This window comes from Sneathiella sp., from assembly GCF_041689005.1.
Taxonomy (GTDB): domain Bacteria; phylum Pseudomonadota; class Alphaproteobacteria; order Sneathiellales; family Sneathiellaceae; genus Sneathiella.
The window spans coordinates 30,106-54,414 of sequence record NZ_JBDNHC010000127.1 but is presented as its reverse complement, the minus strand read 5'-3'; the positions used below and the strand labels follow the sequence as shown (position 1 = coordinate 54,414).

The following is a 24,309-nucleotide window of genomic DNA, read 5'->3' as shown; positions in this document are numbered from 1 at the left end:
GCGATACGATCAATCCCGGCGCCCGCATGATTGGCGACCCGATTTTCGGCGGCGGCATTGGCCTCGCCATGTCAGTCATCAATTCCGCCGTCGAAGAAACCACGGGCCTGGATATCGGCGCAAATGTTATCGCAATGTTCAGCAATGATGACGCCGTGACGCCAGAACCGCAACCAGCCTCGCAAACGATGATTGCCGCCCTCACCGCAGGATCGCAAGAGGATTATGCCGCACCCGCCGCCATGATAGCGGAAACCGCAGTCGCGCTGGTGCCCCCGCCCGTCGCAAGCCCTGCTGTTGTGCCGACGGTCGCCGCCGCGCCGGAGATGACAACACCGCGCCCCGCAGCAGGACCCGCGCCGGAACCCGCAATGAAGGCGACCCCAAACCCCAGCATAAGTCCGGCTATTTCCACGACGGAACCCGTGGCAATGGCGCCGATCGGACTGGAATGGAAGGGGCCAAAGCCGAACCTGCTCAAGAATATCAAGCAACTGGAGGCCCTGCAGACGCCGGACCTCACCGAAAGCCAGATGGAGGCCGTGTTCAAGAGCTTCCGGCTGGCCCCGCCAACCCTGACGGAAACTCCCGCCGCCGCGGCCACCGCCGCCTATCGCAAGGCCGCCACCGTTCAGGCCCCCATGCCCGCCCGGCGCGCACCTGACCTTTTCCCCGCCCGCTAAGCCGCGCATTATGCGCAGTCACGGATGACAAGCGCCCGGCAATAAGATAAACTGACCCTATGGATATCGTGGTGGAAGCAACAACCGGGAGCCAAGGGTTGGTCCGCTTTGGGGCGCTCGCCTTTGAGTGTGCGCTCGGCAAAAGCGGGATTACCGGTGACAAGCGCGAGGGCGACCATGCCACCCCGGCCGGCCGGTTTCCGTTACGCGCGCTATTTTATCGCGCCGATAAGGGCGACGCGCCCGCCTGCCCCCTGCCGACACAGCAGATTGACCCGCTGGATGGCTGGTGTGATGCAGATTCCGATGATAAATATAACCGATATGTCCGCCTGCCGTTCACGGCGAGCCACGAAACGCTGTGGCGGGACGACGATCTCTATGACCTGCTGGTGGTGCTCGGCCATAACGACGCACCAGTGGTCGCAAGTGGCGGCAGCTGTATCTTCCTGCATGTGGCGCGGGAAGATTACGCGCCAACGGAAGGCTGCGTCGCGCTGAAACGGGCGGACCTGGTCACCTTGCTCAGCGCCCTTGACGCAGACAGCCAGATCGATATCCGCCTGCCCGGATGAATTTCAAGTTTTATCGCGGGTCCCGAACAGGGCGGTCCCGACCCGGACCGAGGTTGCCCCGAACTGCACGGCGGTTTCAAAATCGGCGCTCATGCCCATGCTGAGGCGTTCGAGGTTATTACGCGCGGCGATTTTGTTCAGAAGCGCGAAATGCGGGGCCGGTTGCTCCTCTACCGGCGGGATGCACATCAGGCCAATGACATTGAGGCCGAGATCGCGGCAATCCTGGATGAATTTGTCGGCGTCTTCGGGAAATATCCCGGCTTTCTGGTCTTCCTTGCCGGTATTGATCTGGATATAGACGGGCAATTGCCGGTTTGCCGCCAGCATTTCCGTCGCCAGCGCCTTGGCGATCTTCAGTCGGTCGACCGTCTCAATCACATCGAAGAGCGCCACGGCGTCTTTTGCCTTGTTGCTTTGCAGCGGGCCGATGAGATGGAGGACGATGTCCCTATGTGCGGCCTTTAAGGCGGGCCATTTGCCCTGCGCCTCTTGCACCCGGTTCTCGCCAAAGACGGTCTGACCGGCGCCCAGCGCCGCTTTCAAATGATCCTCCGATTGGCGCTTGCTAACCGCGATTAGCTCGACATCGGTCGCGGATCTCTCCCATTTCTCGGCGGCGGCGGCGATGCGGGCGCGGATATCGGCGAAATTGGCAGCAATGTCGGCGGCGGGGGTCTTTGAGGTCTCGGTCATGCGGATCATCTGTCGTTAATAAAGGCGGTGCGCCAGCCTAGCATTGACGGCGGCCAAGCTCAAATATATCAACAACGGGCCGTGGCAACCGGGCGCGGGGATAGTGCGTGCTGTTTTTCAAAATAGCCGCCAAAATAATGCCATTTTACGCAAATAACGGACATTTTATTGCAAAATTGTCTGTTTAACGCTTTGGCGGCAGATATTTAAACTGTTTCATCATGTCGTAATTCGCCTCAATTATCCGCTCCACCTGGGCCGGGGACAGCTGGGTTTTCCATTGGCCCGCCTTTCCGACCCGGAAAAACCGCTGTGAGTCCCCCGATTTCTCGGAAAAGCCTTTTTCCTCCTCCAGTTTCCGCGACACCTTGAAGGAGGAAAAGCGGATCGCTTTTTTCAGCCGCTCCCGCGTCGGCCTGACGCCGAGGTATTTCGCCATCGCGCCGAATGTTTTTTCCGGTTTGTACAGCATATCCTCGTAGCGCATCACATGAACGCGTGATTTGTTGCTGTCACTCAACCAGGACTTGGCATGGTTGGACCAGGAGCCGATATATTCACGAACTTTATCCTCTGATTCCGCAGTCGCCGTATCCGGATCATTCATCCGCTCAATAGTTTCGTCGATCGAGAGGCCGAAATGATCGGCAAAGGACAACGATATATCGAGCGGGTTACGGATGAAATAGAGCGCCCCGGCGGTCACATTGGGGGTGATTAGCGGGACCCCGTCGATAAGGCGCACCGCGCTATGGGTTTTAACAAACACCGTATCGGGCCGGGTGCGCGTATAGAGCCGATGCACCTTCGGGATCAGCGCCGTGATGTCCGCCTCCGACAGCTCGGCGATTTTCTTGCCCGACGCGCGCTCGAACCAGATCTTGCTGCCATCCCCTAACGGAAATTTTTTCAGCTCCGCGAGATCGGCAGGCTGGTCGCGGTTCACAAACAGGTTATGCAGAAAGGTGCGGGCCCAGGTATTGCCGGACTTCGGGTAAGAGGCCAGCCAAACGATATCTCCCATCCTAGTCTCCCGCGTTCATTTTTTAAGGTTGGGCGGAATATATTTAAACTTTTCCATCACGTCGTAATGAACCTCGACGATCTGCTCCACCTGCGACGGTGTCAGCGCGGTTTTCCATTGACCCGCCTTGCCGACCCGGAAGAACCGTTCCGCCTTGTCGGATTGCTCAATAAACCCTTTTTCTTCCTCCTGCTTGCGCGAGGCAGCAAAGGAGGAGAATTTTATCGCTTTCCTCAATCGCTCCTTCGGGGGTTTTATCCCGAGGAATTTAGCGACCGCGCCGAAGGTTTTCTCCGGTTTATACAGCATATCCTCATAGCGCATAACATGAAGAAAGGGCTTTTTCATCACCATCCATGAGTCAACATGCGCGGACCAGGAGCCGAGATGATCGACGACCTTCCGATCCGTGGCCGCACTATGGCCCTGCGGATTGGCCAGCATTTCAATGCCCATATCGATGGACATCCCGTAATGATCGGAAAGTGAAATCACCACATCGAGGGGGTTACGAACGATATAGATCGCCCCGGCCGTATATTCCGGCGTTATCAACGGCACGTCGAAGTAGCTGCCAAGCCCGCTATGGGTCTTGACGAAGACTGAATCAGATCGGGTTTGGCTATAGGCCTTGTGAATCCGTGGAATAAGGGCCGCGACTTCTTCTTCCGACAAACTGTCAAACGGTTTACCAGAAAATTTTTCATACCAGAACTTGTTGCCGTCCCCGATGGTGAGTTTGGTAAGCTCATTGAGATTAGCCGGCTGGTCCGTGTTCAGGAGCAGGTTATGCAGGAAGGTTCGAAGCCAGGTGTTGCCGGACTTGGGGTAGGATGCCAGCCATATAATTCCGCCCATGGTTACAATTCCATCATCACGTGAAATGTTATTCCGGGAGATACCCGAACTGTTTCATTGTCTGATAATGACATTTGACTATTTTGTCGACCTGCCTCTTTGACAAAACATCTTTCCATTGCCCGGCTTTTCCCACCCGGAAGAATTTTTCGTTATTGTACGACTGCTCATTAAACCCTTTTTCTTCCTCCTGCTTACGTAAAACGTCAAAGGAGGAAAACTTGATCGCTTTGGCGAGACGCTCTTTTGACGGGTTTAATCCGAGAAATTTCGCCAGACCGCCAAATGTCTTTTCAGGCGCCTCCAGCATATCCTCATATCGCATGATATAGAGATGTTGTCGGCTGAACGGCATCCAGGATTGGACATGGCCCGACCAGGAGCCGAAAATCACTTCAATATTTCCGCCGGGCTTCCCCTTTTGGGCAGGAGAGTGCCCCTTCAGATTATTCAGCATCTTAATGCCGCCGTCCAGATCGAGGCCGTAATGATCGGCGAGAGATATCACCGTATCCAGCGGATTGCGGATGATGTAGACGGCGCCCGCCGTGTAATCCATCGTAATCAACGGAGTGCCAAATACTGTGCCGATGGCCGTATGGGTTTTAACAAAGACTGAATCCGGATAGGCTTCCGTAAAGGCTTTGTGTACTTTCGGCGTTAAGGCGGCCACTTCCCGTGCCGCCATCTCCTCAAATGGCTTTCCGCCCTCTTTCTCGTACCAATCTTTTTCGCCGTCACCCAGCGTGAACTGCGAGATTGCATTGATATCGACCGGCTTGTCTGGGTTGAGAAACAAATTATGAATAAAGGTCCGCGTCCAAGTATTCCCCGATTTCGGGTAGGATGCCAACCAGATAATGCCGCCCATATTTTCTACCGCTCAATTATTTTCCCCAAACTAACCAACATAGAAATTTCGGGCAATAAAAAAGAGGGCAGGAAAACCTGCCCTCTTCTATTCGCAATTCCCTCAGATTAGAAGGAGAGAGCTGTACCTACGAAGTAGATCTGGGAATCACCCTGGATACCACCGGCAGCAAGGCTGTTGTCATAAAGTTCAACACCACCGAATGCTGTGATACCGGGTCCAAGTGCGTACTGACCGCCGATGACCCAGTTCTTCAGGTCTCCGCCAGCATCATCATCACGATCGGAGTACTGTACGCCGACTTTCCAAGGGCCCATGCCATAAGTTGCGCCAGCTGACCAAGCTTTACTGTCAACACCAGCTACACCGCCAATGTCACTCGTTTTGGAATAGCCACCACCAATGGTGAAGCCAGCGATACCAACCTGTGCGCCGAAGTTATATTCGCTCATATCTTCGCCATCAACTGCCGGTGCGGGTGCCGTAATTCTTACGTCTGCGCGGTTATAACCAGCAGAAACAGCAAGATCAACTGCGCCCAGCTTATTCACATAGTTAAGACCGACTGAGTAACCACGGTCAATGCCGCTTTCAAATTGTGTCGGGGCGTAAGCTGAATGCTGACCGGTTTCTGAAGACCCGTCCGGAATATAAGATACACCGAGCTGGAAGCCTGCGAAACGAGGTGTGAAATAGGAGATCTTGTCCTTATCGGCATACATTGTGGCAAAAGTTGTTGCCGTGACGCCGATCGGATAGATGTTCGGTGAGTCTGCACCATACATCGGAACCGGTGACGGAGCCGCATAATGCATCAGGTAAGCTGCGCCATCTTCAGAACCGAACAGAACGCGACCGAAAGCACCATCTGCATAGACGTAGGTTTCGTCGATCTGGTCTGATGTCGCATAGGCTTCGAGCTGGATATTGGCACCGAATTTGATACCGTTATCAAGAGTGGTTTCGCCGGTGAAGTGAACTTCGCCTTCGTACGTTACCCGGTCACTAATACGCTCATTAGTACCAGCCGAGTTTGTGTCCTGATCATAGTTCGCATAGTAGTAGGTGCTCTGCATGTAACCGCCAACACCAAGTTTGATTTTGTCAGACGCAGAAGCCGTCCCTATGGCTAGTACGCCAACCGCGACAAGCGCCGTTGTACCCAAGATTGCTTTTTTCATTTTGTCTCCCCTCTGCTTATAAAAAGCTAAAGAAATAGATTAATATACAGACGCAAGACCTAACGGCCCTGTTAGTCAAGACGGAGTAAAGAGGGTTAATGCCCCCCCGGTCAAGCGCTACACGGTTCGGATTTCCGCAAAAATACGCAACTGTGCTCAAAAAGCCACAATTTGACCATGGGCGCCCGTCCCGTGGCTTCGGCAATTCCCTTGCATTTAGTTACAAAAGGAGCTTTTCCGCGGTTGTGGCGAAAACAAAGCTGGCGTAAAGTGCGATTTCTTGATTTCGCCCTATTTCCGAGGCTAAGTGACAAGAACAAGACATTCAGAGGGTTTTTATTAAATGAGACGCCGATATATTTACGCGTTGGCCGGGGGGTGTTTCGCGCTCCTGCTGGCCGGTTGTGATTCAGATTTAGGGACGGATTCCACTTTTCCCACCTCAAGCCGCGGGGTCGTCTATCCGGCCGGTAAACCGAAAAACGATACCATTTTTGGCAGTGGCGGTATTCTCGGCGGCGAAGACAAGTCCTTGCAGGAGGGGGGTGGCTCTGGTGGCGGTCTCGGGGTCAATGCCTATCTGTGGCGGGCCTCGCTGGATACGATCTCCTTCATGCCGCTGTCATCGGCCGATCCGTTCGGCGGTGTCATCATCACCGACTGGTACTCGTCCGCGGATTCGCCCAATGAACGCTTCAAGGTCACCGTCTATATCCTCGATCGCCGCCTCCGCGCCGATGGTATCCGCGTCACCGCCTTCAAGCAGAACCTTGATGCGGCGAACCAGTGGATTGCCGTGCCGCTGTCCCCGAAAGTGACGGGCGATCTCGAAAATGCCATTCTCGCCAAGGCCCGCGATCTCAGGGTGGCGCGCGAAGGCCAATAACCCTATACTCCGCCGCGCTGGATGCACCGCTTCCCGAACACGGGAACGGGCACTCCCGGCGCAGCGTCCGTTTTTAAGACCATCACATACAGGATCGAACGATACCTTCCATGTCCCGCTATAACGCAAAAGAAGTCGAGGCCAAATGGCAGGCCGTCTGGGCCGAAAACCGCAGCTTCGAGGTTGAGGCCGACCCCACCCGCCCGAAATATTACGTGCTGGAGATGTTTCCCTATCCGTCGGGACGCATTCATATCGGCCATGTCCGCAATTACACCATGGGCGATGTCGTCGCCCGCTACAAGAAGGCGCAAGGGTATAACGTGCTGCATCCCATGGGCTGGGACGCCTTTGGCCTGCCCGCCGAGAACGCCGCCCGCGACAAGGGTGTGCATCCGGCGGACTGGACCTTTGCCAATATTGACCATATGCGCGGCGAACTACAAGCTATGGGCCTCTCCCTCGACTGGAGCAAGGAGATCGCCACCTGCCATCCCGGCTATTACGGCCAGCAACAGAAGCTGTTCCTCGATTTTCTGGAAAAAGAACTGGTCTATCGCAAGGAAAGCTGGGTCAACTGGGACCCGGTGGACATGACTGTGCTCGCCAACGAGCAGGTGATCGACGGCAAGGGCTGGCGCTCTGGCGCCGTGGTCGAGAAACGGAAATTAAATCAATGGATGTTCCGCATCTCCGATTACAGCGAGGAACTGCTCGACAGTCTTGAGAAACTGGACCGCTGGCCCGATCGCGTCCGCCTGATGCAGCAGAACTGGATTGGCCGCAGCACTGGCGCCCGCGTCACCTTCGATGTTGTCGGTGAGGAGACCCCGCTCGAAATTTACACGACCCGCCCTGACACCCTGTTCGGCGCCAGCTTCATGGCTATCTCCGCCGATCATCCGCTGACCCAGGCCCTCGCCAAGGACAAACCGGAGGTTGCCGCCTTTGTCGCCGAGTGCCACAAGATGGGCACCAGCGAGGAAGCAATCGAGAAAGCCGAAAAGCGCGGCGTCGATACCGGGCTTACCGTCCGGCATCCGTTTATCGACGGCAAGACGCTGCCCGTCTATGTTGCTAATTTCGTGCTGATGGACTACGGCACCGGCGCCCTGTTCGGCTGTCCCGCCCATGACCAGCGCGACCTTGATTTCGCCCGCAAATATGGCCTTGATGTGATCCCCGTGGTCGCGCCGGACGGGGCGGCAACCCCCGAGATTGGCGAGACCGCCTATACCGGTCCCGGCCGCATCATCAACTCGGACTTTCTTGACGGTCTTGCGGTTGAGGCCGCCAAAGACGAGATCATCCGCCGGCTTGAGGCCATGGGCCGCGGCACGGCCAAAATCAATTACCGCCTCCGCGACTGGGGCCTGTCGCGGCAGCGCTATTGGGGCTGCCCGATCCCGGTAATCCATTGCGACAAATGCGGCACTGTCCCTGAAAAGCCCGAAAACCTGCCTCTTATCCTGCCCGAGGATGTCACGTTTGACAAACCCGGCAATCCACTCGACCATCACCCGACCTGGAAACATGTTGCCTGTCCGACTTGCGGCGGTGGAGCGGTTCGGGAAACCGATACCATGGATACTTTTGTTGATTCGTCGTGGTATTTCGCCCGTTTTTGCTCACCCCGCGCCGATGTCCCGGTGGAGCGGGACAAAGTCGATTACTGGCTGCCCGTCGATCAGTATATCGGCGGCATCGAACATGCTATCCTGCATCTCCTCTATTCGCGGTTTTTCAGCCGCGCCATGAAGGAAACCGGCTGGTCCGCCATCGACGAGCCATTCGACGGCCTGTTCACGCAAGGCATGGTGACCCACGAGACCTATCGCAGCACGGGCGGTGACTGGCTGCTGCCCGAAGAAGTGGTGCAGAATGACGCCGGTGACCTGATCGAGCTTAAAAACGGCAACCCGGTCACCGTCGGTGGCATTGAGAAAATGTCGAAATCGAAAAAGAATGTCGTCGATCCCGGCGCCATCATCGATAAGTTCGGCGCCGATGCGGCGCGCTGGTACGTCCTCTCCGACAGCCCGCCCGACCGCGACATGGAATGGACCGACGCGGGCGCCACCGGGGCCTGGCGGTTCGTACAACGGCTGCATCGTTTTATTCTTGAAAACCTCGACCTCGCCAGCCCGGTTGCCGCCGCAGCGCCTTCGGAATTTACCGAGTCCGCGAAAAAACTTCGCAAAGTCGCCCATAAAACCATCCAGCAGGTCACCCAGAATATAGAGGACCTGCATTTCAATAACGCCATCGCCCGCATTTATGAGTTCATGAAGGCGCTGAACGAGTTCAATACCGCCGATGTGAGCGAGGGCGCGCGCTGGGCCCGCCGGGAATCCATGGAAATCATCGTCAACCTGATCGCGCCGATGATGCCGCATCTGGCTGAGGAACTCTGGCAGATGCTCGGTCATGACACCATATTGGTGGAGACACGCTGGCCCCAGGCGATTGCCGAACTGACCGTGGAAGACAGGGTGACCATCGCGGTTCAGGTCAAGGGCAAGTTGCGCGCCACCATAGAGGTGGCACCGGATGAAAACGCCAAAAAAATTGAAGAAATTGCGCTCGCCCAGAAATCAGTCCAGAATGCGATCGGCGAAAACGCCATTCGTAAAATCATCGTTGTGCCCAACCGGATCGTCAATGTCGTTATTTAGGATCACCGCTGTAGTTCTCCTGCTCGGCCTGCCCACGGCCTGTGGGTTTCAGCCGCTTTATGGCAGCGCGACGCAGAATGCCGAGGTCAAGCAGGAGCTGGCCGATATATATATTCCGCCGATCAAGGGCCGCACCGGGCAGATCCTGCGCAACCAACTGCTCGACGTCATCACCCCGAAAGGCTTTCCCGAGGCCCCGAAATACCGGTTGCTGATTACCTTCGAGGTCCAGAAGATCGGTCTTGCCATTCAGGAAAATGACACTAAGACCCGTTTTAACCTGACCATGAACACCAGGTTCCGCCTGACCGATCCCACCGAAAAAGCGGTTGTCTACGCCGGCTCAACCCAGACCGTCTCCGCTTATAACGTCGTTCAGTCTGAATTTGCCAACCTCGCCGCCGAAAATAACGCGGAAAAGCGCGCGGCCATTGTTGCCGCCGAGCAGATAAACCAGCAATTATCCGTTTTCTTCTCCGCGAAGTGATCCAATGGAGATTGCAGGCGGCAGATTCCCGGCTTTCCTGAAGTCCCCCGACAAAAAGATCCGGATATTCCTGCTATTTGGCCCGGATGAGGGACTGGTGCGGGAGCGCGCCCGCGCCCTCTGTCTCACCGTCGTCGAGACTCTCGACGATCCCTTTTCCTACAGCGAGATTGACGCAGGCGATCTCAGCGGCGACCCGGCGCGCCTCATGGATGAGGTTACGTCCCTCTCGATGATGGGCGGCGAGCGGGTGGTGCGCCTGCGCAGCGCGAATAATAACAGCAAAGGCTATATCGAGCCGCTGGTTGCGCGCGACCTTGCCAGCAGCGTCCTGGTGATCGAGGCCGGCGATATCCGCAAAGACAGCGCCCTCGTCAAGCTTATCAAGGGCGCAAAGCAGGGCGCCGTGACGCATTGTGCCCATGACAGTGCCGCGGATATGGACAGCCTTATCCGGGAGACGCTCGGGGCCGCCGGAATTACGCCGAGCCGCGAGATCAACGACTATCTTCGCCAGAATCTCGGCAGTGACCGGACGATTTCCCGGCAGGAACTGGACAAGCTTGCACTTTACTGGGGCAAGCGGACCGAGGCGCTGACGCTCCCCGATGTGCAGGCGGTCATCGGCGATTCGTCCACCCAAAGCGTGTTTGATATTCTCGATGCCACCCTGCTCGGTGATTTATCGAAGCTTGAGCGGCATTTGAACCGCGCCTTTTCCGCCGGTGAAAGCCCGATTGCCTTCCTCCGGATGATCCAGGGGCAGATCAAGCAGTTGCACAAGGCGGCGGCGCTCCGCGATGGGGGGCTCAGTGGCGAGGAGGCGATCCGGAAGGCGGGCATTCCCTTCTTCAACCATAAGAAAGCCGCCATCCAGATCAACGGTAAATCGCGCGGCCATATGGCGACCTGTCTTGATATCACCCTGACTGCGGAGATTGATTGCAAAACCACCGGCTATCCGGCCGAAGCCATTTGCCGCCGCGCCCTGATGCGCATCGCCATGGCCAGCCGCAGACGCTAACGATCAGGCCGCTGGGAAACCAGGCGGAAACACTTATATCCCCGAACTAAATCGGTCGTTTGATATTGGTGGGCTTTTTCGACCTTGGAACTCCCCGTCCGCCAGCAATCTCCCCTTTTGCAAGAGGTGACAGGTTGAGACAGCGGACGGGAAGACCGAAAGGGTTACTGCCGTAATTCTGACCCGAATGACGGCGAATAACCCGGTCCGAGGGGTTCAAAATACACTGTGATCATGCCCGCGCCGCTCTCGCGGGGTGTACTATGGGCGCCGAACTTGGCGGCAATCCGGCGCATACGGTGATTTTCAGGCAGGTAATTCATGTCCAGCCGCGAGACATGGCGGCTGCGGGCCGTGCGCAATGCCCGGGCCATCAGCTCGGTGCCGAGCCCGGCATCCTGCCAGTCGTCCTCCACACTGAGCGCAAGCTCAGCGCTGAAGGGCCAGCCTTCGGATGTCATATAGACCTCCGCCACGGCCCGCACCTCTCCGGCGATATGGGCGCAGCATATCACCGGATCGGATCCATGGTCGCTTTGTGAATAGCGAACAATCGTCTCATCGTTCGTCGGAATACCAAAACGCAGATAGCGGCTCGCGGGGGCCAGCCTGAGGAGATGGGCGCAAAGTTGCAACCGATCTTCCTCCGGCAGCTCGCGATAGTCCGGCAGCAGGATATGTGCTTGCATACCCGCCCCCGGCACCGTCAGCATGTCAGTCACAACGCCCTCTATCCTGCAGGAGCCGGGGCGCCAGGGAGGTTGAGCGCCGCGCGGCGGCCTTTGAAATGACGAGCGTTACATGGGCAAATCCGCGGAGCAAGCGGGCTGAGCCCTTGCGAGTTGCGACTAAGCCGAGGCCCATTATACGGCCGATTTCCTCGCTGCGATAACGGCGCGCCTCGTTCAGGATTCGCTGCATTTCCAGGGGGCTGGCAACCTTAACGTCAGTGTCACGGAACATGTCATTCATCGAAGTTTCCTTTTTACACTTGCGAAATGAGTATGAAGCAGCCATATTTATGCTGCATTGCAACAAACATATGTCGCAGCGCAGCATTTGATAATCAGGAGATTGGTCAAAACAGCTGTGCCCTGCCGGAACAGATGGAGTCAAAGGTCCATGGATATCGCCAGCCAGATGATTCTCTTCGCGAATGTGGTGGATCATGGCAGTTTTTCGGCAACGGCACGGTCGCTCGGGTTAACGCCCTCTGCGGTCAGCAAGCAAATCAGCCAGCTGGAAAACCGGCTTGGGCTGCGCCTGCTCAACCGGTCCACCCGCCAGATTTCTCCGACATTGGAGGGGCGGTCCTTCTATGAGCATTGCGCCGGGATTTCTGCTGGTGTCATTCAGGCCGAGGCCCTGGCCGAGTCATTAAGCGGCCGACCGACGGGAAATTTGCGGGTCGCGACCACCGTTGCCTTCGGCAAGGCGCAACTATTGCCGCTGATGACTGCCTTTATTGCCAGTTATCCCGAGTTAAAGGTCGCACTGGAACTGACCGACCGGCATATTGATCTCGCGGCGACCGATTACGACCTTGCCATCCGTTTTGCCGACCAGATCACCGAAACCTCTGTTGTTGCCTGCAAACTGGCGAGCAGCCGGCGCCTGTTGTGCGCGTCGCCCACCTATCTTGCCGCCCATGCTGCGCCGGAAACCCCGGAAGACCTGATCGGCCACAATTGTCTTCGAATCTCGACCGTCGCGCATTGGAATGAATGGCAGTTTCGAAAAGGCGAGCAGACCTGGCAGTTCGAGGCCGCGGGCAATTTCGACGCCAACAGTGCCGATGCGGTCTACCACGCAACCCTTGCCGGCCTCGGCATCGCGCAGTTGTCCTCATATCTGGTTGATCCGGATATCGCCAGCGGCCGCCTCGTCGCCCTGCTACCCGAGTATGAGGAAAAGGCCACCGATATCTTTGCCGTCTATTCCGACAAGCGGAATTTATCGCCCAAGGTGCGAGTCTTCATTGATTATCTAGTGGAACATCTCCGTCCGCTCCCGCATTAGGCGATTTTGAAGTTGCCCGTTCACAGGCACGTTTTAGTAGCGCTTATCAAATATGGGGTTTGTCGTGAATTTCGGGAAGTATGGTTCATCTTTAACTTCCTCCATCAAAGTCACATACATGTGCTGCGCTAAAGGATTGCGACAGCTTTCTGGGTAATCAAAAAAACCCGGGACTGATGATAATGTCGGAATTCTGCCAATTCGTTCTGACCCATCAGACTGCGATTGCGCGACTTGGAGATATTTAAATATACCCCATCGGATATTATTTAGAAATTCCGCAATCTTACTAGCATGATAATTAAAAATATTATCATGAAACCATTCATAAAATTCCGGGAGTACCATGTATCCCTGCTGCCTATTGATTGGACATTTGCTATTTTTAAAGATGCTTTCTACTTTTTTTACATCTTGATCCAGCCGGGTAAAATTATGCTTTGAAATATTTCCACAGATTTTAAGAAAATCTACACGCTTAATGCGAATATTTACACTGATTGATATTGAAGAAAACCACACGTCTTTGATTTCAACTTCTTTCTCCAGCCATTTTCTAAACTGCTCTATCGGCATTTCTATACTATTGCATTGAGTGCTTAGTTTTGGATTTTTACAGATGCGACGAAGATAGCCTAAATATGAGACAGGACGTTTTCCAAAAATTTCTTTGCCCGGATTGGAAAGGAAATCCACCAAAAGAATATTGAATATTCTCTGTGTGTAGTCCGTTTTAAACATTAGATTTGTATCAATTAATTCACAAGGTTTCTCAAATACTGAATAATTGACCATTTCATTGATCATATCCAAAACTGACCGCAATATGATGATCTCTTGCTCGATCTCTTCAAATTCTGTGATTTCATGAAATGGCGTTTTATTCTTATATGTAATAAGGTCTAGTAAGCACGACGGCAATTTTTTAAAGAAATGCCATATTAGCTGCCTACGTTCCTCTCCAACGAAAATTACCATTATACTAGCAAAAAATTTCACCTGCCCTGATCGAATTAATCATCAAGGGCGTCGTTAAAGGCATCCTTGATTTCATCATCGTAATCATACTCCTCGTCCTCAAGGTCATCGTCCTCATCGAGGGGGTCTTCTTCTGCTTTTGAACGGAAATAATCGAGCGGTTCGCGGGTCAGGCGGCGGCAAACCTCATCAAGCTGGTCGAGGTCCTGGTAACTGATGACGAGCGTGCCTTCGCCCGTCTCAAAATGGTCAATAGAGACCTCGACGCCGATAGCGGCCGTCAGATCATCCTCGAGCGCGCGGACATCCGGGCTCTTGTTGTATTTCCGCGTCATCTTGCCGGGCGGCCCCTCGCCGTCCTCCCGGTTGCGCGGCGGCTTTTTCTGGGTCAGCTGCTCGGCGGCGCGGACGCTGAGGCCCTCGGCGACGATCTTTTTCGCCAGTTCTTCAGCATTCTCAATGTTGACCAGCGTTCTTGCCGCCCCGACGGAGAGCTTGCCCTCGCGCACCAGAAGCTGCACCGAGGCGGGCAAGGTCAGCAGCCGCATCAGATTGGCGACATGGGTCCGGCTTTTGCCAACATGCTGCGACAGGGTTTCCTGCGTATGGTCAAACTCGCCCATAAGGCGTTTATAAGCCTCCGCCTCCTCGATCGGCGACAGGTCCTCGCGCTGAATATTCTCGATCAGCGCGATTTCCATGGTTTCGGCGTCGGTCAGGTCCTTGATGATGACCGGGATCTGGTGCAGCTGGGCGATCTGTGCCGCCCGCCAGCGCCGCTCCCCCGCGATAATCTCGTACTCACTGTCCGAGGTTGGGTTACGGCGTACCAGAATAGGTTGCAAAACACCCTTTTCAGCTATCGAGGCGGCAAGGCTTTCCAGCGCCTCCTGATCCCAGTCCAGCCGGGGCTGATATTTGTTGGCGCGCATTTGCTCAACCGGCACATCCTTAGCCGCCCGGACCTTGTCGAGGTCCGAGTAATCGCCGGCCATGTCGTCGCCGAGCAGCGCGGAAAGGCCGCGCCCCAGTTTCTTCTTTGAAGTATCTTCTGTCATCATCAATTTCTCGTTCCGGCGGGTCAGGCCGCGTTGAGGTGGCGTTCGCGGCGAATCACTTCGCTGGCAAGGCGGATATAGGCCTGGCTTCCGGCGCAGCGGTGATCATAGATCAGAACCGGCTTGCCATGGCTGGGTGCCTCCGAAATCCGGACGTTGCGCGGGATCACCGTACGATAGACCTTATCGCCGAGAAAATCACGGACATCCTGCGCCACCTGAAGGGATAAATTGTTGCGTTTGTCAAACATGGTCAGCACCACACCCTGAATTTCGAGGCCGGGATTGAGCGTCAGGCGAACCCGTTCAATGGTCTTGATCAGCATGCTGAGCCCCTCAAGCGCAAAAAACTCGCATTGCAGCGGCACGATCACCGCATGGACGGCGACCATGGCGTTCAGGGTCAAAAGATTAAGCGAAGGCGGGCAATCGATGAGAATATAGTCATAATCAGCGCGAATCTCTGACACCGCGTCATAAAGCCGGTGGCTGCGGCGGTCGAGCTCGATCAGTTCCAGCTCCGCACCCGACAAATCCGCGGTCGAGGGGACAAGGTCGAGCTTTGGGATTTTTGTCGGGTAAATAGCTGTTTTTATGGGTGTTTCCCCCATCAGCACGCCATAGACATTGCGCGCTCGATCGTCGCGCCCCACTCCAAGGCCGGTGCTGGCGTTGCCCTGCGGATCGATATCGATAATCAGGACCCGCTGGCCGACCGCTGCGAGCGCGGTTGCCAGGTTGATGGTCGTCGTCGTCTTGCCAACCCCGCCCTTCTGGTTGGCAATCGCCAGAATTCGCGCCGAGACTCTATTATGAAGACTTGATACACTACTGTTCATGACGTCCAGCCTTTCTGGGCTATGATCGGCGGCTGAGCTGTGAAACTTTCAGGATGCAGCCGTCTTTATTTGTTAAACTCGGGAGCTTCTCGGTCTTCATATTCCAACATTTAGCGGCATTGGTCAATTCCTCATCTACATCTTGACCCTTTAAAAGCAAGAATTCTGTCTCAGGGTGAGCGAAGGGGGCCGCCAGGTCGAGCAGTTTATCGAGCGGCGCAAGCGCCCGGGCCGAGATAATATCCGCTGCAACGGGCGCGATTTCCTCGATCCGACCCCTGTGAACCGTGAGTGCCGAAAATGTTTCACGTGAAACATTTTGCATGAAAAGGCACTTCCGCTGGTCGCTCTCAACCGCCTCCACGGCGAAATCACTGCAAATCGCCACCACCAACGCCGGAAAGCCCGCCCCGCTCCCGAGATCAAGCCAGCGTCCGGCGGTTTTCTCTGTATGGCGAAGCAGTTGATAGCTATCAAGCATGTGGCGGCGCCAAAGATCGGGGAGCGTCGATTTACCGACGAGATTGATTGCCTTCTGCCATTTTATCAGCAGCGCCGCGTACTGCTCCAGCCGCTCAATTGTTTCACGTGAAACATTTGCGGCCGCCTGAAACCCGTCGGCGGTGAGGTTCGGGAGGCGGTCAGGCACGTTTGCGATGCTCGCCGCGCTTTACATAGGACAACAGCGCGGTGAGCGCCGCCGGTGTCACACCGGAAATCCGCGCCGCCTGCCCGAGGGTGCTTGGGCGAACCGCCGTCAGCTTCTGCCGGACTTCCATCGACAGACCGCCAATCTCGTCGTATATAAGCGTGTCAGGCAGGAGCAGGGCTTCATCTTTCCGGAAATCCTGAATATCCGATTGCTGGCGATCCAGATACCCGCGATATTGCGCATCAATTGCCAGTTGCTCCAATATTTCCGGCGTGTAGGCGGCTGTTTCCGGCCAGATCCGGGTGATATCGTCGAGATCAATGTCCGGATAGGCGAGCAAGTCGGTCGCCGTGCGCCGCACCCCGTCCTGATTAACATGGAGGCCATGGCGCCCCGCTTCGTTTGGGGTCATGTTGAGAGTTTCAAACAGCGCACGGGCCGCCGTTAGCGCGCCGATCTTGTCCTGATACCGCGCCGCACGCTCGCTCCCCACGCAACCAATGTCGAGGCCAAGCCCGGTCAGCCGCTGATCCGCGTTGTCCGCCCGCAGGATAAGCCGGTATTCAGCGCGGGACGTGAACATGCGATACGGCTCCTTCGTGCCACGCGTCACCAGGTCGTCAATCATCACCCCTATATAAGCCTCAGCGCGATCGAGAACAATGTCCCCGGCCCCGCCCGCATGGCGCGCCGCATTCAATCCCGCCATCAGCCCTTGCGCCGCCGCCTCTTCATATCCCGTCGTGCCGTTAATCTGGCCGGCAAGGAACAGGTTCTTGAGGCGCCGGGTTTCAAGCGTCGGCTTTAACTCCCGTGGATCGACGAAATCATACTCGATGGCATAACCGGGTCGGTAATACTCCACTTTTTCAAGGCCGGGGATGGAGCGGAGAAACGCCCGCTGTACGTCTTCCGGCAGTGAAGTGGAAATGCCGTTAGGATATATCGTGTCATCATCGAGCCCTTCCGGTTCCAAAAAGATCTGGTGGCTCGATTTATCGGCAAAGCGAACCACTTTATCTTCGATCGACGGACAATAGCGCGGCCCCGTCCCCTCGATCTGCCCCGAATACATCGGCGCGCGGTGAAGATTGTCGCGGATAATCTGGTGGGTTTCCGCCGTTGTCGCCGTGATATGACAGGAAATCTGCGGCGTGGTGATCTTGTCGGTAAGAAAAGAGAACGGCACCGGGACGTCGTCGCCGAGTTGTTCTTCCAGCATCGACCAATTGATGGTTTTCCCGTCAAGCCGCGCCGGTGTCCCGGTTTTGAGCCGACCAAGCTCAAATCCCGCCCGCGACAACGTGCCGGATAATCCGATCGATGGGTCATCGCCGATCCGCCCGGCGGGAATTTTTGTTTCGCCCATATGAATAAGGCCGCGCAGAAAGGTTCCTGTCGTGAAAATGACCTTAGCGCTTCGAATCTCCGTGCCATCTGCCGTGATTACGCCCTGGACCGCCTCATCCGTCACAATCAGGTCCTCTACGGCGGCGGCGCGGATCTCAAGATTGGGCTGATTGGAAAGCGTGGCCTGCATCGCCTGTCGATAGAGCTTGCGATCGGATTGGGCACGGGGCCCGCGCACCGCCGGGCCCTTACGCCGATTGAGAAGCCGGAACTGGATGCCGGCCGCATCGGCAACCCGGCCCATCACGCCGTCAAGCGCATCGATCTCACGGACCAAATGTCCCTTCCCCAATCCGCCAATGGCTGGATTACAGGACATTTCACCGATGGTCTCGAGTTTATGGGTGATCAGCAATGTCGCCGCGCCGAGTCGTGCAGACGCCGCCGCCGCCTCGCAACCCGCATGGCCTCCGCCGATTACAATCACATCATATGGTGTCGTCATTTTCTCACCCGTTCATGTCCGCTTCTTCATATAGTCCGCCAGTATTTTTGACAAGCATCCCGAGATGGGAATCGCAAATTGTTTCACGTGAAACAATTTGAAAAAACGTAAAAGCACCGAAAACCGCCGATTTTTCCATCCCGAAAATGTTTCACGTGAAACATTTTGGCCCTGCCCGCGTGATTTCGGTCATTCCTGAGTGCCTAAAAACCAGAAATGTTTCACGTGAAACATTGTCCAGCCGGAATCACATAAGCCGGGATTAAATTCGCGCCGATTCACCAAAATGTTTCACGTGAAACATTTCTGATCCCCCCACCAATGTCTTCCCCGGTTATTTTCCGATACAAAAGTCACCGAAGACAATATCGAGGATATCCTCGACATCAACGCGCCCGGTGATCCGGCCGAGAGCACGGACAGCGAGGCGAATATCCTCCGCAGCGAGTTCCGCATCTGTCGCCGTCTCAAACCGGGCAAGCGCCGCGATGCAGTCTTCAAGTGCCCGGCGATGACGGACGCGGGTCAGTGCCGGCGCACCGGAGAGATCGAGGCGGGCGATAACATCGGTTTCGAGCCTTTTCAAAAACCCCTCCAGCCCGGCCCCGGTTTTCACGGAGAGTTCCTGGGCCCCCACAGGGAATTCGAGGCGGAGGGCCTTATCGTCCACCCGATCTATCTTGTTGATCAGGTGATAATCGCCCGACTTTACAAGGTCGGCAAACTCAATTGGGAGATCCGGGGCCGCCGCCACCGTCATGAAAACGCGGATATCGGCGGTTTCCGCCCGTGCCCGCGCCCGCCGCACGCCTTCGCGCTCGATCATATCGCCGGAGTCACGTAGTCCCGCGGTATCGGCGATCACGACAGGATAGCCCGCAAGATCCATCGGCACCTCGACAATATCGCGGGTGGTGCCCGCCTGTTCAGAGACGATCGCCGCATCCCGGCGGGCGAGCGCATTGAGAAGACTGGACTTTCCGACATTGGGAGCGCCGAGAATAACCACATCCAGCCCCTCGCGGATTTTCTCGCCGCGATGGCCATCGGCGAGATGGGCCTCAATCGCACCGCGCAGCGCCGTCATGCGGGGGGCTATCGCCGCCGCCACTCCGCCCGGCAAATCCTCGTCCGGAAAATCGATATCGGCCTCAAGATGGGCGAGCGCGGTGACCAGTTCAGCGCGCCAGCCATCATAAATCCGGCCCAGCTCGCCCTGCATCTGACGCAGCGCCTGCCGCGCCTGCGCCTCGGTCTCGGCATTGACGAGATCGCCAAGTCCTTCCGCTTCGGTCAGGTCCATCTTGCCATGCTCGAACGCGCGGCGGGTGAACTCCCCGGGCTCGGCGGTCCGGAGGCCGTCGAGGGTCGCGAGCTCGGCGAATAAAGACGCCAGCAAAACCGGTCCGCCATGCAGGTGGAGTTCCACCACATCCTCGCCGGTGAAGCTGTCAGGGCCCTTAAAATAAATCACAAGTGATTGATCTATAAGTGTTTTCTTGCCATAACGGTATATATTTCTCCGCGTCGCACGCCGTACCTCTGGCAGTGGTTTCCGCGTGAGATGGGCGAGCGCCGACGCCGCCCCGCCGCCCGAAAGACGGACAACCGCCACCCCGGCCCGGCCGCGTCCGCTGGCCAGCGCATAAATAGTATCCCCTGATGTCACCGCTGTTCCCTGCCGCTTATTTCTTGTCGTCTTCGCCCTTGGAAAATTGCGACCAGAACATCTTCTGCATCTGCTCAAATCCCTGCATTCCGGCCGGAAGCCATGTTTTCATCATATTTTCCGCATCCATATTGCCGATATTCTCCAGCATCTTCTTCTGCAGTTCCTTCATCAGGACTTCCTGCATTTTTTCAACATCCGGCAGACCCATGAGAGTCCTGGCTTCCTGCGGGGTACAGTCAATATCGAGATTAATTTTCATGATTAGCCTACTCCTCATTGATCCGATGACGTCTGCCGGGGTACAAGTGACCACCACAAGACCCTATATACCGGAACAGGGCCACAATAACAGGGTTTACAGATGAAAAACTTACTGGGCAAGGAAACAAGCCCCTATCTTCTTCAACATCAGGACAATCCGGTCCATTGGCAACCCTGGAGTGCCGAAACCCTGGCGCTTGCGAAACGCGAGGGCAAACCAATCCTGCTCAGTGTCGGCTATGCCGCCTGTCACTGGTGTCATGTCATGGCCCACGAGAGTTTCGAAAAGGAAGAAACCGCAGCGCTGATGAACGAAAAGTTCATTAATATCAAGGTTGACCGCGAGGAGCGGCCCGATATCGACCAGATTTACCAGAGCGCGCTTGCCCTTCTCGGCGAGCAGGGCGGTTGGCCGCTGACCATGTTCCTCAATTCAAATGGCGAGCCATTCTGGGGAGGCACCTATTTTCCGCCGGAGAATGCCTATGGCCGTCCCGGATTTACCAATGTCCTGGAGACGATCTCGGAGATTTTCAAGAATGAGCCGGAAAAAGTCACAAAAAACCGCGATGCGCTGAAATCGGCGCTGCAGAACCTCAATCTTGGCCCGGGCGGCGAGCGGCCAAAGCTGACGCTCGACGTTCTCAACCGGATTGCCGAGCGCTACGCGGGCGAGGCGGACCCGGTCTATGGCGGGATCGGTTCCGCGCCGAAATTCCCGCAAACCTACGTGCTTGAGAATATATGGCGGAGTTATTTACGCTCCGGCGTGACGGCGCTCAGCGATGTCGTCATAAAGGCGCTTGGCGCCATGGCGCAAGGCGGCATTTATGATCATTTGGGCGGCGGATTTGCCCGCTATTCCACCGATGCCCGCTGGCTCGCCCCGCATTTCGAGAAAATGCTCTATGATAATGCGCAAATTCTTGACCTGTGCCTCACTGTCCATCACGAAACCAAGTCGGAACTGTTCGAAGCCCGGATTTATGAGACGATTGAGTGGGTTTTGCGCGAGATGGTCACGGCGGACGGCGGCTTCGCGGCAACGATCGACGCGGATTCCGAGGGCGTTGAGGGCAAGTTCTATGTCTGGTCGCGGGACGAGCTGGAGGAAATCCTCGGCGATCATGCCCCCCATTTCATGGAAGTCTACGGCGTCCTGCCCGAGGGCAACTGGGAGGGCACGAACATCCTCAACCGTCTCGCCTATCCCGATCCGCTGGATACGGAAAGCGAGGCTGCGCTCGCGCCGCTGCGCCAGAAACTGTTCGAGCATCGCCAGAGCCGTATCGCACCCAGCCTCGATGACAAGGTCCTCACCGACTGGAACGGGCTGATGATTGCCGCCCTCGCCCGCGCCGGCCAGTATTTCGGGGAGGCGCATTGGATAGCCGCGGCAGAGGCGGCGTTCGTCGCCATCACCACGCATTCCATGGAAAGCGACGGACGGCTTTATCACAGTTATCGGCTCGGCCGGGCGCAGCATTCCGGGCTTCTCGATGATTATGCCAATATGTCCCGCGCCGCCCTCACCCTCTATGAGGTGACCGGCAAAGCCTTTTATCTGGAGCGGGCGGAGCAATGGGTCGAGGTGCTGAACGCGCATTTCTGGGACAAGAACGGCGGCGGCTATTTCTATACCGCCGACGATGCCGAAGCGCTGATCCTGCGCAGCAAGAACGCCCATGACAACGCGGTGCCGTCGGGCAATGGCGTGATACTGGAGGTACTGGCGAAGCTGCATCTGCTGACCGGCGCCCGTGACCCGTTTGAGAAGGCAACCACGATGGTCCGGCATTTCTCGGCGGATCTTGGGCGTAATTTCTTTCCGCTCGCCACTCTTCTCAATAACTTCGAAACCCTCGTAAACGCCCGTCAGGTGATTATTGTTGGCCCCCGGAGTGATCCGCAAACCATTGATTTAATTAATACATTAAAGGATTACAGTTTACCCACGCGGGTTCTCAACATCCTTGAGGATACCGCCACCCTGCCGTTTGACCACCCCGCGCAGGGCAAGGGCATGGTGGGCGGCAAGCCGACCGCCTATCTCTGTACCGGCCCGGTCTGTTCGGCGCCCGCAAACACGGTGCCGGATTTCGTGGCCCTGCTCCAGGAGGCAACAGCCCATGGCCCAGCTTAGCCTGCATAGCCCCATCGGCGATCTCACGGTGACCGAGGAAGACGGGCAGATTATCTCGCTCGACTGGGGCTGGGTGCCATCTGAATGGCAAAGCGAGACACCGCTGCTGCGAACGGCGAGCGATCAGCTGAACCAGTATTTTGACGGCGAGATCGGCGATTTTGACCTGCCGATGGCACCGCCGGGCACCGAATTCCAGAAAAAGGTCTGGGCGGAAATGCTGAAAATCCCGGCGGGGCGCACCAAAAGCTACGGCGAGATTGCAAAAATACTGGGCTCCGCGGCGCAACCCGTGGGCTCCGCCTGCGGGGCGAACCCGATCCCGATCCTCATTCCCTGTCACCGGGTTCTGGCGGCGGGCGGGGCGATGGGCGGCTACTCCGGCCTCGGCGGGCTGGAGACCAAGACGGCGTTGCTCCGGCTTGAAAAAGCCCTTCCGAGAGAGCAGCAACAGCTTGATTTATAATACTTTTTTGCGGGCGCGTAAAATAAAGGGAAAAAAATGACAAAAGCGATTGTGCAACAGGAAACCGGCGGACCCGAGGTGATGAAATGGCAGGATGTCGAGGTGGGCAAGCCCGGCGCTGGCGAAGTGCGGGTTCGTCACACCGCCGTCGGGCTTAATTTCATCGATGTCTATTTCCGCACCGGGCTTTACCCGGCGGACCTGCCGCTGACCACCGGAATGGAAGCGGCCGGGGTGATCGAGGAGCTTGGCTCCGGCGTTACCGGCTTCAAGGTCGGCGACCGGATCGCCTATGCGGGCCGTCCCATCGGCGCCTATTCCGAGGCGCGGGTGATGCCCGCCGATATCCTCATCAAAATCCCTGAAAATATCGATGACAGAACCGCCGCGGCGATGATGCTCCAGGGCATGACGACGGAATATCTCCTGCAGCGGACCTATCATGTCAAACGTGGCGATACCATCCTCTTTCACGCGGCGGCGGGTGGGGTTGGCCTGTTTGCCTGCCAATGGGCACGGCATATCGGCGCGACGGTCATCGGCACCGTCGGCTCGGACGAGAAGGCGGAACTGGCGAAGGCCCATGGCTGCACCCATACCATCAACTATCGCACCGAGGATTTCAGCGAGCGGGTAAAGGAAATCACCGAGGGCAAGGGCGTTCCCGTGGTCTATGACGCCATCGGCAAGGATACATTCGAGAAATCCCTCGATTGCCTGTCCCCGCGCGGCCTGATGGTCTCGTTCGGCAATTCATCAGGGCCGGTAAAGGGCTTTGATCTCGCCCTTCTCGGCGCCAAGGGCTCACTCTATATCACCCGCCCGTCGCTGATGACCTATACGGCCAAGCGCGAAGACCTCGAAAAATCCGCCGGCGACCTGATCAAACTGGTCTCTAGTGGCGCAATCAAGGTCAATATCGGCCAAACCTACCCCCTCTCCGAGGCCCGCAAAGCCCATGAGGACCTTGAAGGCCGCAAAACCACCGGCTCAACGGTGTTTACAGTGTAATTTCAGCTAAAATCCCAAGAGAAAAGGCGCCTCACAAGGGGCGCCTTTTATTTTGCAAGATCAAATTTTGCTACAAAAAATCTAGACTATACTTTTTCGCCCACCTCGATGAATGTATTGATCTAATTATTCCGTCGTAAATACAATTGAATACATCTAGTTCTATATCAGTCCTTGGAAAAAATACCCTTTTACCAACACATTTTGTAATGTGTGTAGAATGTCTCAGCAATGGCTCTTTATAGTAGACATAGCTTTTATTTTCTAAAAAATCATGATCATCCGGTTCCAATATACATGCTTTATCATAGTACTTATTCTCTCTAGCTGTAGTAATGGAGAAAAGTATATGTTGCCCGTTTGAATCCACATCATTCATTACTACATAAAGATGC

Annotated in this window: 23 protein-coding genes, 1 pseudogene and 1 CRISPR repeat array; of the genes and pseudogenes, 10 read left to right on the top strand and 14 right to left on the bottom strand. The window is 56.2% G+C overall.

Translation table 11 applies throughout. The features are described from left to right. Together ACESNI_RS14720 and ACESNI_RS14715 are read left to right on the top strand one after the other, a co-directional pair. Positions 1 to 683 (top strand): annotated as a pseudogene (locus ACESNI_RS14720) (hypothetical protein); the annotation flags it as partial. A gap of 71 nt (positions 684 to 754) precedes the next feature. Then, entirely contained in the window at positions 755 to 1,258 is a 504-nt protein-coding gene (locus ACESNI_RS14715) for a L,D-transpeptidase (protein WP_373088257.1), read from the top strand. Between the two features lie 3 nt (positions 1,259 to 1,261). On the opposite strand, the gene ACESNI_RS14710 is transcribed toward ACESNI_RS14715, so the two are convergent. The 5 genes from ACESNI_RS14710 to ACESNI_RS14690 form a co-directional block, all read right to left on the bottom strand. Next, positions 1,262 to 1,954: a YggS family pyridoxal phosphate-dependent enzyme gene (locus ACESNI_RS14710; RefSeq protein WP_373088255.1), complete on the bottom strand. Its 693-nt coding sequence runs from the start codon at positions 1,952 to 1,954 to the stop codon at positions 1,262 to 1,264. 184 nt (positions 1,955 to 2,138) lie between these two features. Further along, on the bottom strand, positions 2,139 to 2,978 hold the full coding sequence (locus ACESNI_RS14705; protein ID WP_373088253.1) for a sulfotransferase domain-containing protein: 840 nt from the start codon (positions 2,976 to 2,978) through the stop codon (positions 2,139 to 2,141). Between the two features lie 15 nt (positions 2,979 to 2,993). Next, a complete protein-coding gene (locus ACESNI_RS14700; RefSeq protein WP_373088250.1) occupies positions 2,994 to 3,836 on the bottom strand; it encodes a sulfotransferase domain-containing protein in 843 nt (280 codons plus the stop codon). 28 nt (positions 3,837 to 3,864) lie between these two features. Continuing rightward, the gene (locus tag ACESNI_RS14695; protein WP_373088247.1) at positions 3,865 to 4,707 is read right to left on the bottom strand and encodes a sulfotransferase domain-containing protein; all 843 of its coding nucleotides are present in this window, start codon (positions 4,705 to 4,707) and stop codon (positions 3,865 to 3,867) included. Positions 4,708 to 4,814: 107 nt separating this feature from the next. Continuing rightward, positions 4,815 to 5,888, bottom strand: coding sequence for a porin (locus tag ACESNI_RS14690; RefSeq protein WP_373088245.1), 1,074 nt, complete (start codon positions 5,886 to 5,888; stop codon positions 4,815 to 4,817). Positions 5,889 to 6,231: 343 nt separating this feature from the next. On the opposite strand from ACESNI_RS14690, the gene ACESNI_RS14685 reads away from it, so the two are divergent. The 4 genes from ACESNI_RS14685 (at position 6,232) to holA (ending at position 10,960) form a co-directional block, all read left to right on the top strand. Next, complete coding sequence (locus ACESNI_RS14685; RefSeq protein WP_373088243.1) at positions 6,232 to 6,774, top strand: DUF3576 domain-containing protein; 543 nt, start codon at positions 6,232 to 6,234, stop codon at positions 6,772 to 6,774. 110 nt (positions 6,775 to 6,884) lie between these two features. Next, positions 6,885 to 9,449, top strand: coding sequence for a leucine--tRNA ligase (gene leuS / locus ACESNI_RS14680; RefSeq protein WP_373088240.1), 2,565 nt, complete (start codon positions 6,885 to 6,887; stop codon positions 9,447 to 9,449). Next, entirely contained in the window at positions 9,436 to 9,936 is a 501-nt protein-coding gene (gene lptE / locus ACESNI_RS14675; protein WP_373088238.1) for an LPS assembly lipoprotein LptE, read from the top strand. The genes leuS and lptE overlap by 14 nt, the downstream gene beginning before the upstream one ends. A gap of 4 nt (positions 9,937 to 9,940) precedes the next feature. After that, complete coding sequence (holA, locus tag ACESNI_RS14670; RefSeq protein ID WP_373088236.1) at positions 9,941 to 10,960, top strand: DNA polymerase III subunit delta; 1,020 nt, start codon at positions 9,941 to 9,943, stop codon at positions 10,958 to 10,960. A gap of 164 nt (positions 10,961 to 11,124) precedes the next feature. On the opposite strand, the gene ACESNI_RS14665 is transcribed toward holA, so the two are convergent. After that, the gene (locus ACESNI_RS14665; RefSeq protein WP_373088260.1) at positions 11,125 to 11,673 is read right to left on the bottom strand and encodes an N-acetyltransferase family protein; all 549 of its coding nucleotides are present in this window, start codon (positions 11,671 to 11,673) and stop codon (positions 11,125 to 11,127) included. A gap of 1 nt (position 11,674) precedes the next feature. Beyond that, the gene (locus ACESNI_RS14660; RefSeq protein ID WP_373088233.1) at positions 11,675 to 11,932 is read right to left on the bottom strand and encodes a hypothetical protein; all 258 of its coding nucleotides are present in this window, start codon (positions 11,930 to 11,932) and stop codon (positions 11,675 to 11,677) included. A 150-nt stretch (positions 11,933 to 12,082) separates the two neighbouring features. Here ACESNI_RS14660 and ACESNI_RS14655 point away from each other — a divergent pair, with 150 nt between their 5' ends. Then, entirely contained in the window at positions 12,083 to 12,979 is an 897-nt protein-coding gene (locus ACESNI_RS14655; protein ID WP_373088231.1) for a LysR family transcriptional regulator, read from the top strand. Between the two features lie 33 nt (positions 12,980 to 13,012). Here the strand turns inward: ACESNI_RS14655 and ACESNI_RS14650 are convergent, their stop codons facing one another. The 7 genes from ACESNI_RS14650 to ACESNI_RS14620 all read right to left on the bottom strand — a co-directional run bounded on the left by ACESNI_RS14650 (position 13,013) and on the right by ACESNI_RS14620 (position 20,292). Beyond that, the gene (locus ACESNI_RS14650) at positions 13,013 to 13,957 is read right to left on the bottom strand and encodes a hypothetical protein (RefSeq protein ID WP_373088229.1); all 945 of its coding nucleotides are present in this window, start codon (positions 13,955 to 13,957) and stop codon (positions 13,013 to 13,015) included. Between the two features lie 35 nt (positions 13,958 to 13,992). Then, complete coding sequence (locus ACESNI_RS14645; RefSeq protein ID WP_373088226.1) at positions 13,993 to 15,018, bottom strand: ParB/RepB/Spo0J family partition protein; 1,026 nt, start codon at positions 15,016 to 15,018, stop codon at positions 13,993 to 13,995. 20 nt (positions 15,019 to 15,038) lie between these two features. Beyond that, a complete protein-coding gene (locus ACESNI_RS14640; RefSeq protein ID WP_373088223.1) occupies positions 15,039 to 15,854 on the bottom strand; it encodes a ParA family protein in 816 nt (271 codons plus the stop codon). Positions 15,855 to 15,873: 19 nt separating this feature from the next. Continuing rightward, a complete protein-coding gene (gene rsmG, locus ACESNI_RS14635) occupies positions 15,874 to 16,503 on the bottom strand; it encodes a 16S rRNA (guanine(527)-N(7))-methyltransferase RsmG (RefSeq protein ID WP_373088220.1) in 630 nt (209 codons plus the stop codon). Beyond that, positions 16,496 to 18,361 (bottom strand): tRNA uridine-5-carboxymethylaminomethyl(34) synthesis enzyme MnmG, encoded by a 1,866-nt coding sequence (gene mnmG / locus ACESNI_RS14630; RefSeq protein ID WP_373088217.1) that lies wholly within the window; start codon positions 18,359 to 18,361, stop codon positions 16,496 to 16,498. Before mnmG ends, rsmG begins: the two co-directional genes overlap by 8 nt. 76 nt (positions 18,362 to 18,437) lie before the next feature. Continuing rightward, a CRISPR array of direct repeats spans positions 18,438 to 18,667; the repeat unit is 21 nt; unit sequence AAATGTTTCACGTGAAACATT. 28 nt (positions 18,668 to 18,695) lie between these two features. Next, a complete protein-coding gene (gene mnmE, locus ACESNI_RS14625; protein ID WP_373088214.1) occupies positions 18,696 to 20,030 on the bottom strand; it encodes a tRNA uridine-5-carboxymethylaminomethyl(34) synthesis GTPase MnmE in 1,335 nt (444 codons plus the stop codon). A 16-nt stretch (positions 20,031 to 20,046) separates the two neighbouring features. Further along, the gene (locus ACESNI_RS14620; RefSeq protein ID WP_373088211.1) at positions 20,047 to 20,292 is read right to left on the bottom strand and encodes a DUF6489 family protein; all 246 of its coding nucleotides are present in this window, start codon (positions 20,290 to 20,292) and stop codon (positions 20,047 to 20,049) included. A 102-nt stretch (positions 20,293 to 20,394) separates the two neighbouring features. Between ACESNI_RS14620 and ACESNI_RS14615 the strand changes: the two genes are divergently transcribed. From ACESNI_RS14615 to ACESNI_RS14605, 3 genes are read left to right on the top strand one after another with little or no spacing between them, the layout of a single operon-like run. Further along, positions 20,395 to 22,437, top strand: a complete 2,043-nt coding sequence (locus ACESNI_RS14615) for a thioredoxin domain-containing protein (RefSeq protein ID WP_373088209.1) — start codon at positions 20,395 to 20,397, stop codon at positions 22,435 to 22,437. Then, positions 22,424 to 22,903 carry a methylated-DNA--[protein]-cysteine S-methyltransferase gene (locus tag ACESNI_RS14610; RefSeq protein ID WP_373088207.1) on the top strand — a complete coding sequence of 160 codons (480 nt, stop codon included), beginning with the start codon at positions 22,424 to 22,426 and terminating at the stop codon, positions 22,901 to 22,903. Before ACESNI_RS14615 ends, ACESNI_RS14610 begins: the two co-directional genes overlap by 14 nt. 36 nt (positions 22,904 to 22,939) lie before the next feature. Continuing rightward, on the top strand, positions 22,940 to 23,914 hold the full coding sequence (locus tag ACESNI_RS14605; protein ID WP_373088204.1) for a quinone oxidoreductase: 975 nt from the start codon (positions 22,940 to 22,942) through the stop codon (positions 23,912 to 23,914). The last annotated feature ends 395 nt before the right edge of the window (positions 23,915 to 24,309 follow it).

Excerpts from the sequence above, each read along its gene's own strand:
- ACESNI_RS14710 (WP_373088255.1), bottom strand. The coding sequence starts at position 1,954 with ATGACCGAGACCTCAAAGACCCCCGCCGCCGACATTGCTGCCAATTTC.
- ACESNI_RS14705 (WP_373088253.1), bottom strand. The coding sequence starts at position 2,978 with ATGGGAGATATCGTTTGGCTGGCCTCTTACCCGAAGTCCGGCAATACC.
- ACESNI_RS14700 (WP_373088250.1), bottom strand. The coding sequence starts at position 3,836 with ATGGGCGGAATTATATGGCTGGCATCCTACCCCAAGTCCGGCAACACC.
- ACESNI_RS14695 (WP_373088247.1), bottom strand. The coding sequence starts at position 4,707 with ATGGGCGGCATTATCTGGTTGGCATCCTACCCGAAATCGGGGAATACT.
- ACESNI_RS14690 (WP_373088245.1), bottom strand. The coding sequence starts at position 5,888 with ATGAAAAAAGCAATCTTGGGTACAACGGCGCTTGTCGCGGTTGGCGTA.
- ACESNI_RS14685 (WP_373088243.1), top strand. The coding sequence starts at position 6,232 with ATGAGACGCCGATATATTTACGCGTTGGCCGGGGGGTGTTTCGCGCTC.
- leuS (WP_373088240.1), top strand. The coding sequence starts at position 6,885 with ATGTCCCGCTATAACGCAAAAGAAGTCGAGGCCAAATGGCAGGCCGTC.
- lptE (WP_373088238.1), top strand. The coding sequence starts at position 9,436 with ATGTCGTTATTTAGGATCACCGCTGTAGTTCTCCTGCTCGGCCTGCCC.
- holA (WP_373088236.1), top strand. The coding sequence starts at position 9,941 with ATGGAGATTGCAGGCGGCAGATTCCCGGCTTTCCTGAAGTCCCCCGAC.
- ACESNI_RS14665 (WP_373088260.1), bottom strand. The coding sequence starts at position 11,673 with ATGCTGACGGTGCCGGGGGCGGGTATGCAAGCACATATCCTGCTGCCG.
- ACESNI_RS14660 (WP_373088233.1), bottom strand. The coding sequence starts at position 11,932 with ATGAATGACATGTTCCGTGACACTGACGTTAAGGTTGCCAGCCCCCTG.
- ACESNI_RS14655 (WP_373088231.1), top strand. The coding sequence starts at position 12,083 with ATGGATATCGCCAGCCAGATGATTCTCTTCGCGAATGTGGTGGATCAT.
- ACESNI_RS14650 (WP_373088229.1), bottom strand. The coding sequence starts at position 13,957 with ATGGTAATTTTCGTTGGAGAGGAACGTAGGCAGCTAATATGGCATTTC.
- ACESNI_RS14645 (WP_373088226.1), bottom strand. The coding sequence starts at position 15,018 with ATGATGACAGAAGATACTTCAAAGAAGAAACTGGGGCGCGGCCTTTCC.
- ACESNI_RS14640 (WP_373088223.1), bottom strand. The coding sequence starts at position 15,854 with ATGAACAGTAGTGTATCAAGTCTTCATAATAGAGTCTCGGCGCGAATT.
- mnmG (WP_373088217.1), bottom strand. The coding sequence starts at position 18,361 with ATGACGACACCATATGATGTGATTGTAATCGGCGGAGGCCATGCGGGT.
- ACESNI_RS14620 (WP_373088211.1), bottom strand. The coding sequence starts at position 20,292 with ATGAAAATTAATCTCGATATTGACTGTACCCCGCAGGAAGCCAGGACT.
- ACESNI_RS14615 (WP_373088209.1), top strand. The coding sequence starts at position 20,395 with ATGAAAAACTTACTGGGCAAGGAAACAAGCCCCTATCTTCTTCAACAT.
- ACESNI_RS14610 (WP_373088207.1), top strand. The coding sequence starts at position 22,424 with ATGGCCCAGCTTAGCCTGCATAGCCCCATCGGCGATCTCACGGTGACC.
- ACESNI_RS14605 (WP_373088204.1), top strand. The coding sequence starts at position 22,940 with ATGACAAAAGCGATTGTGCAACAGGAAACCGGCGGACCCGAGGTGATG.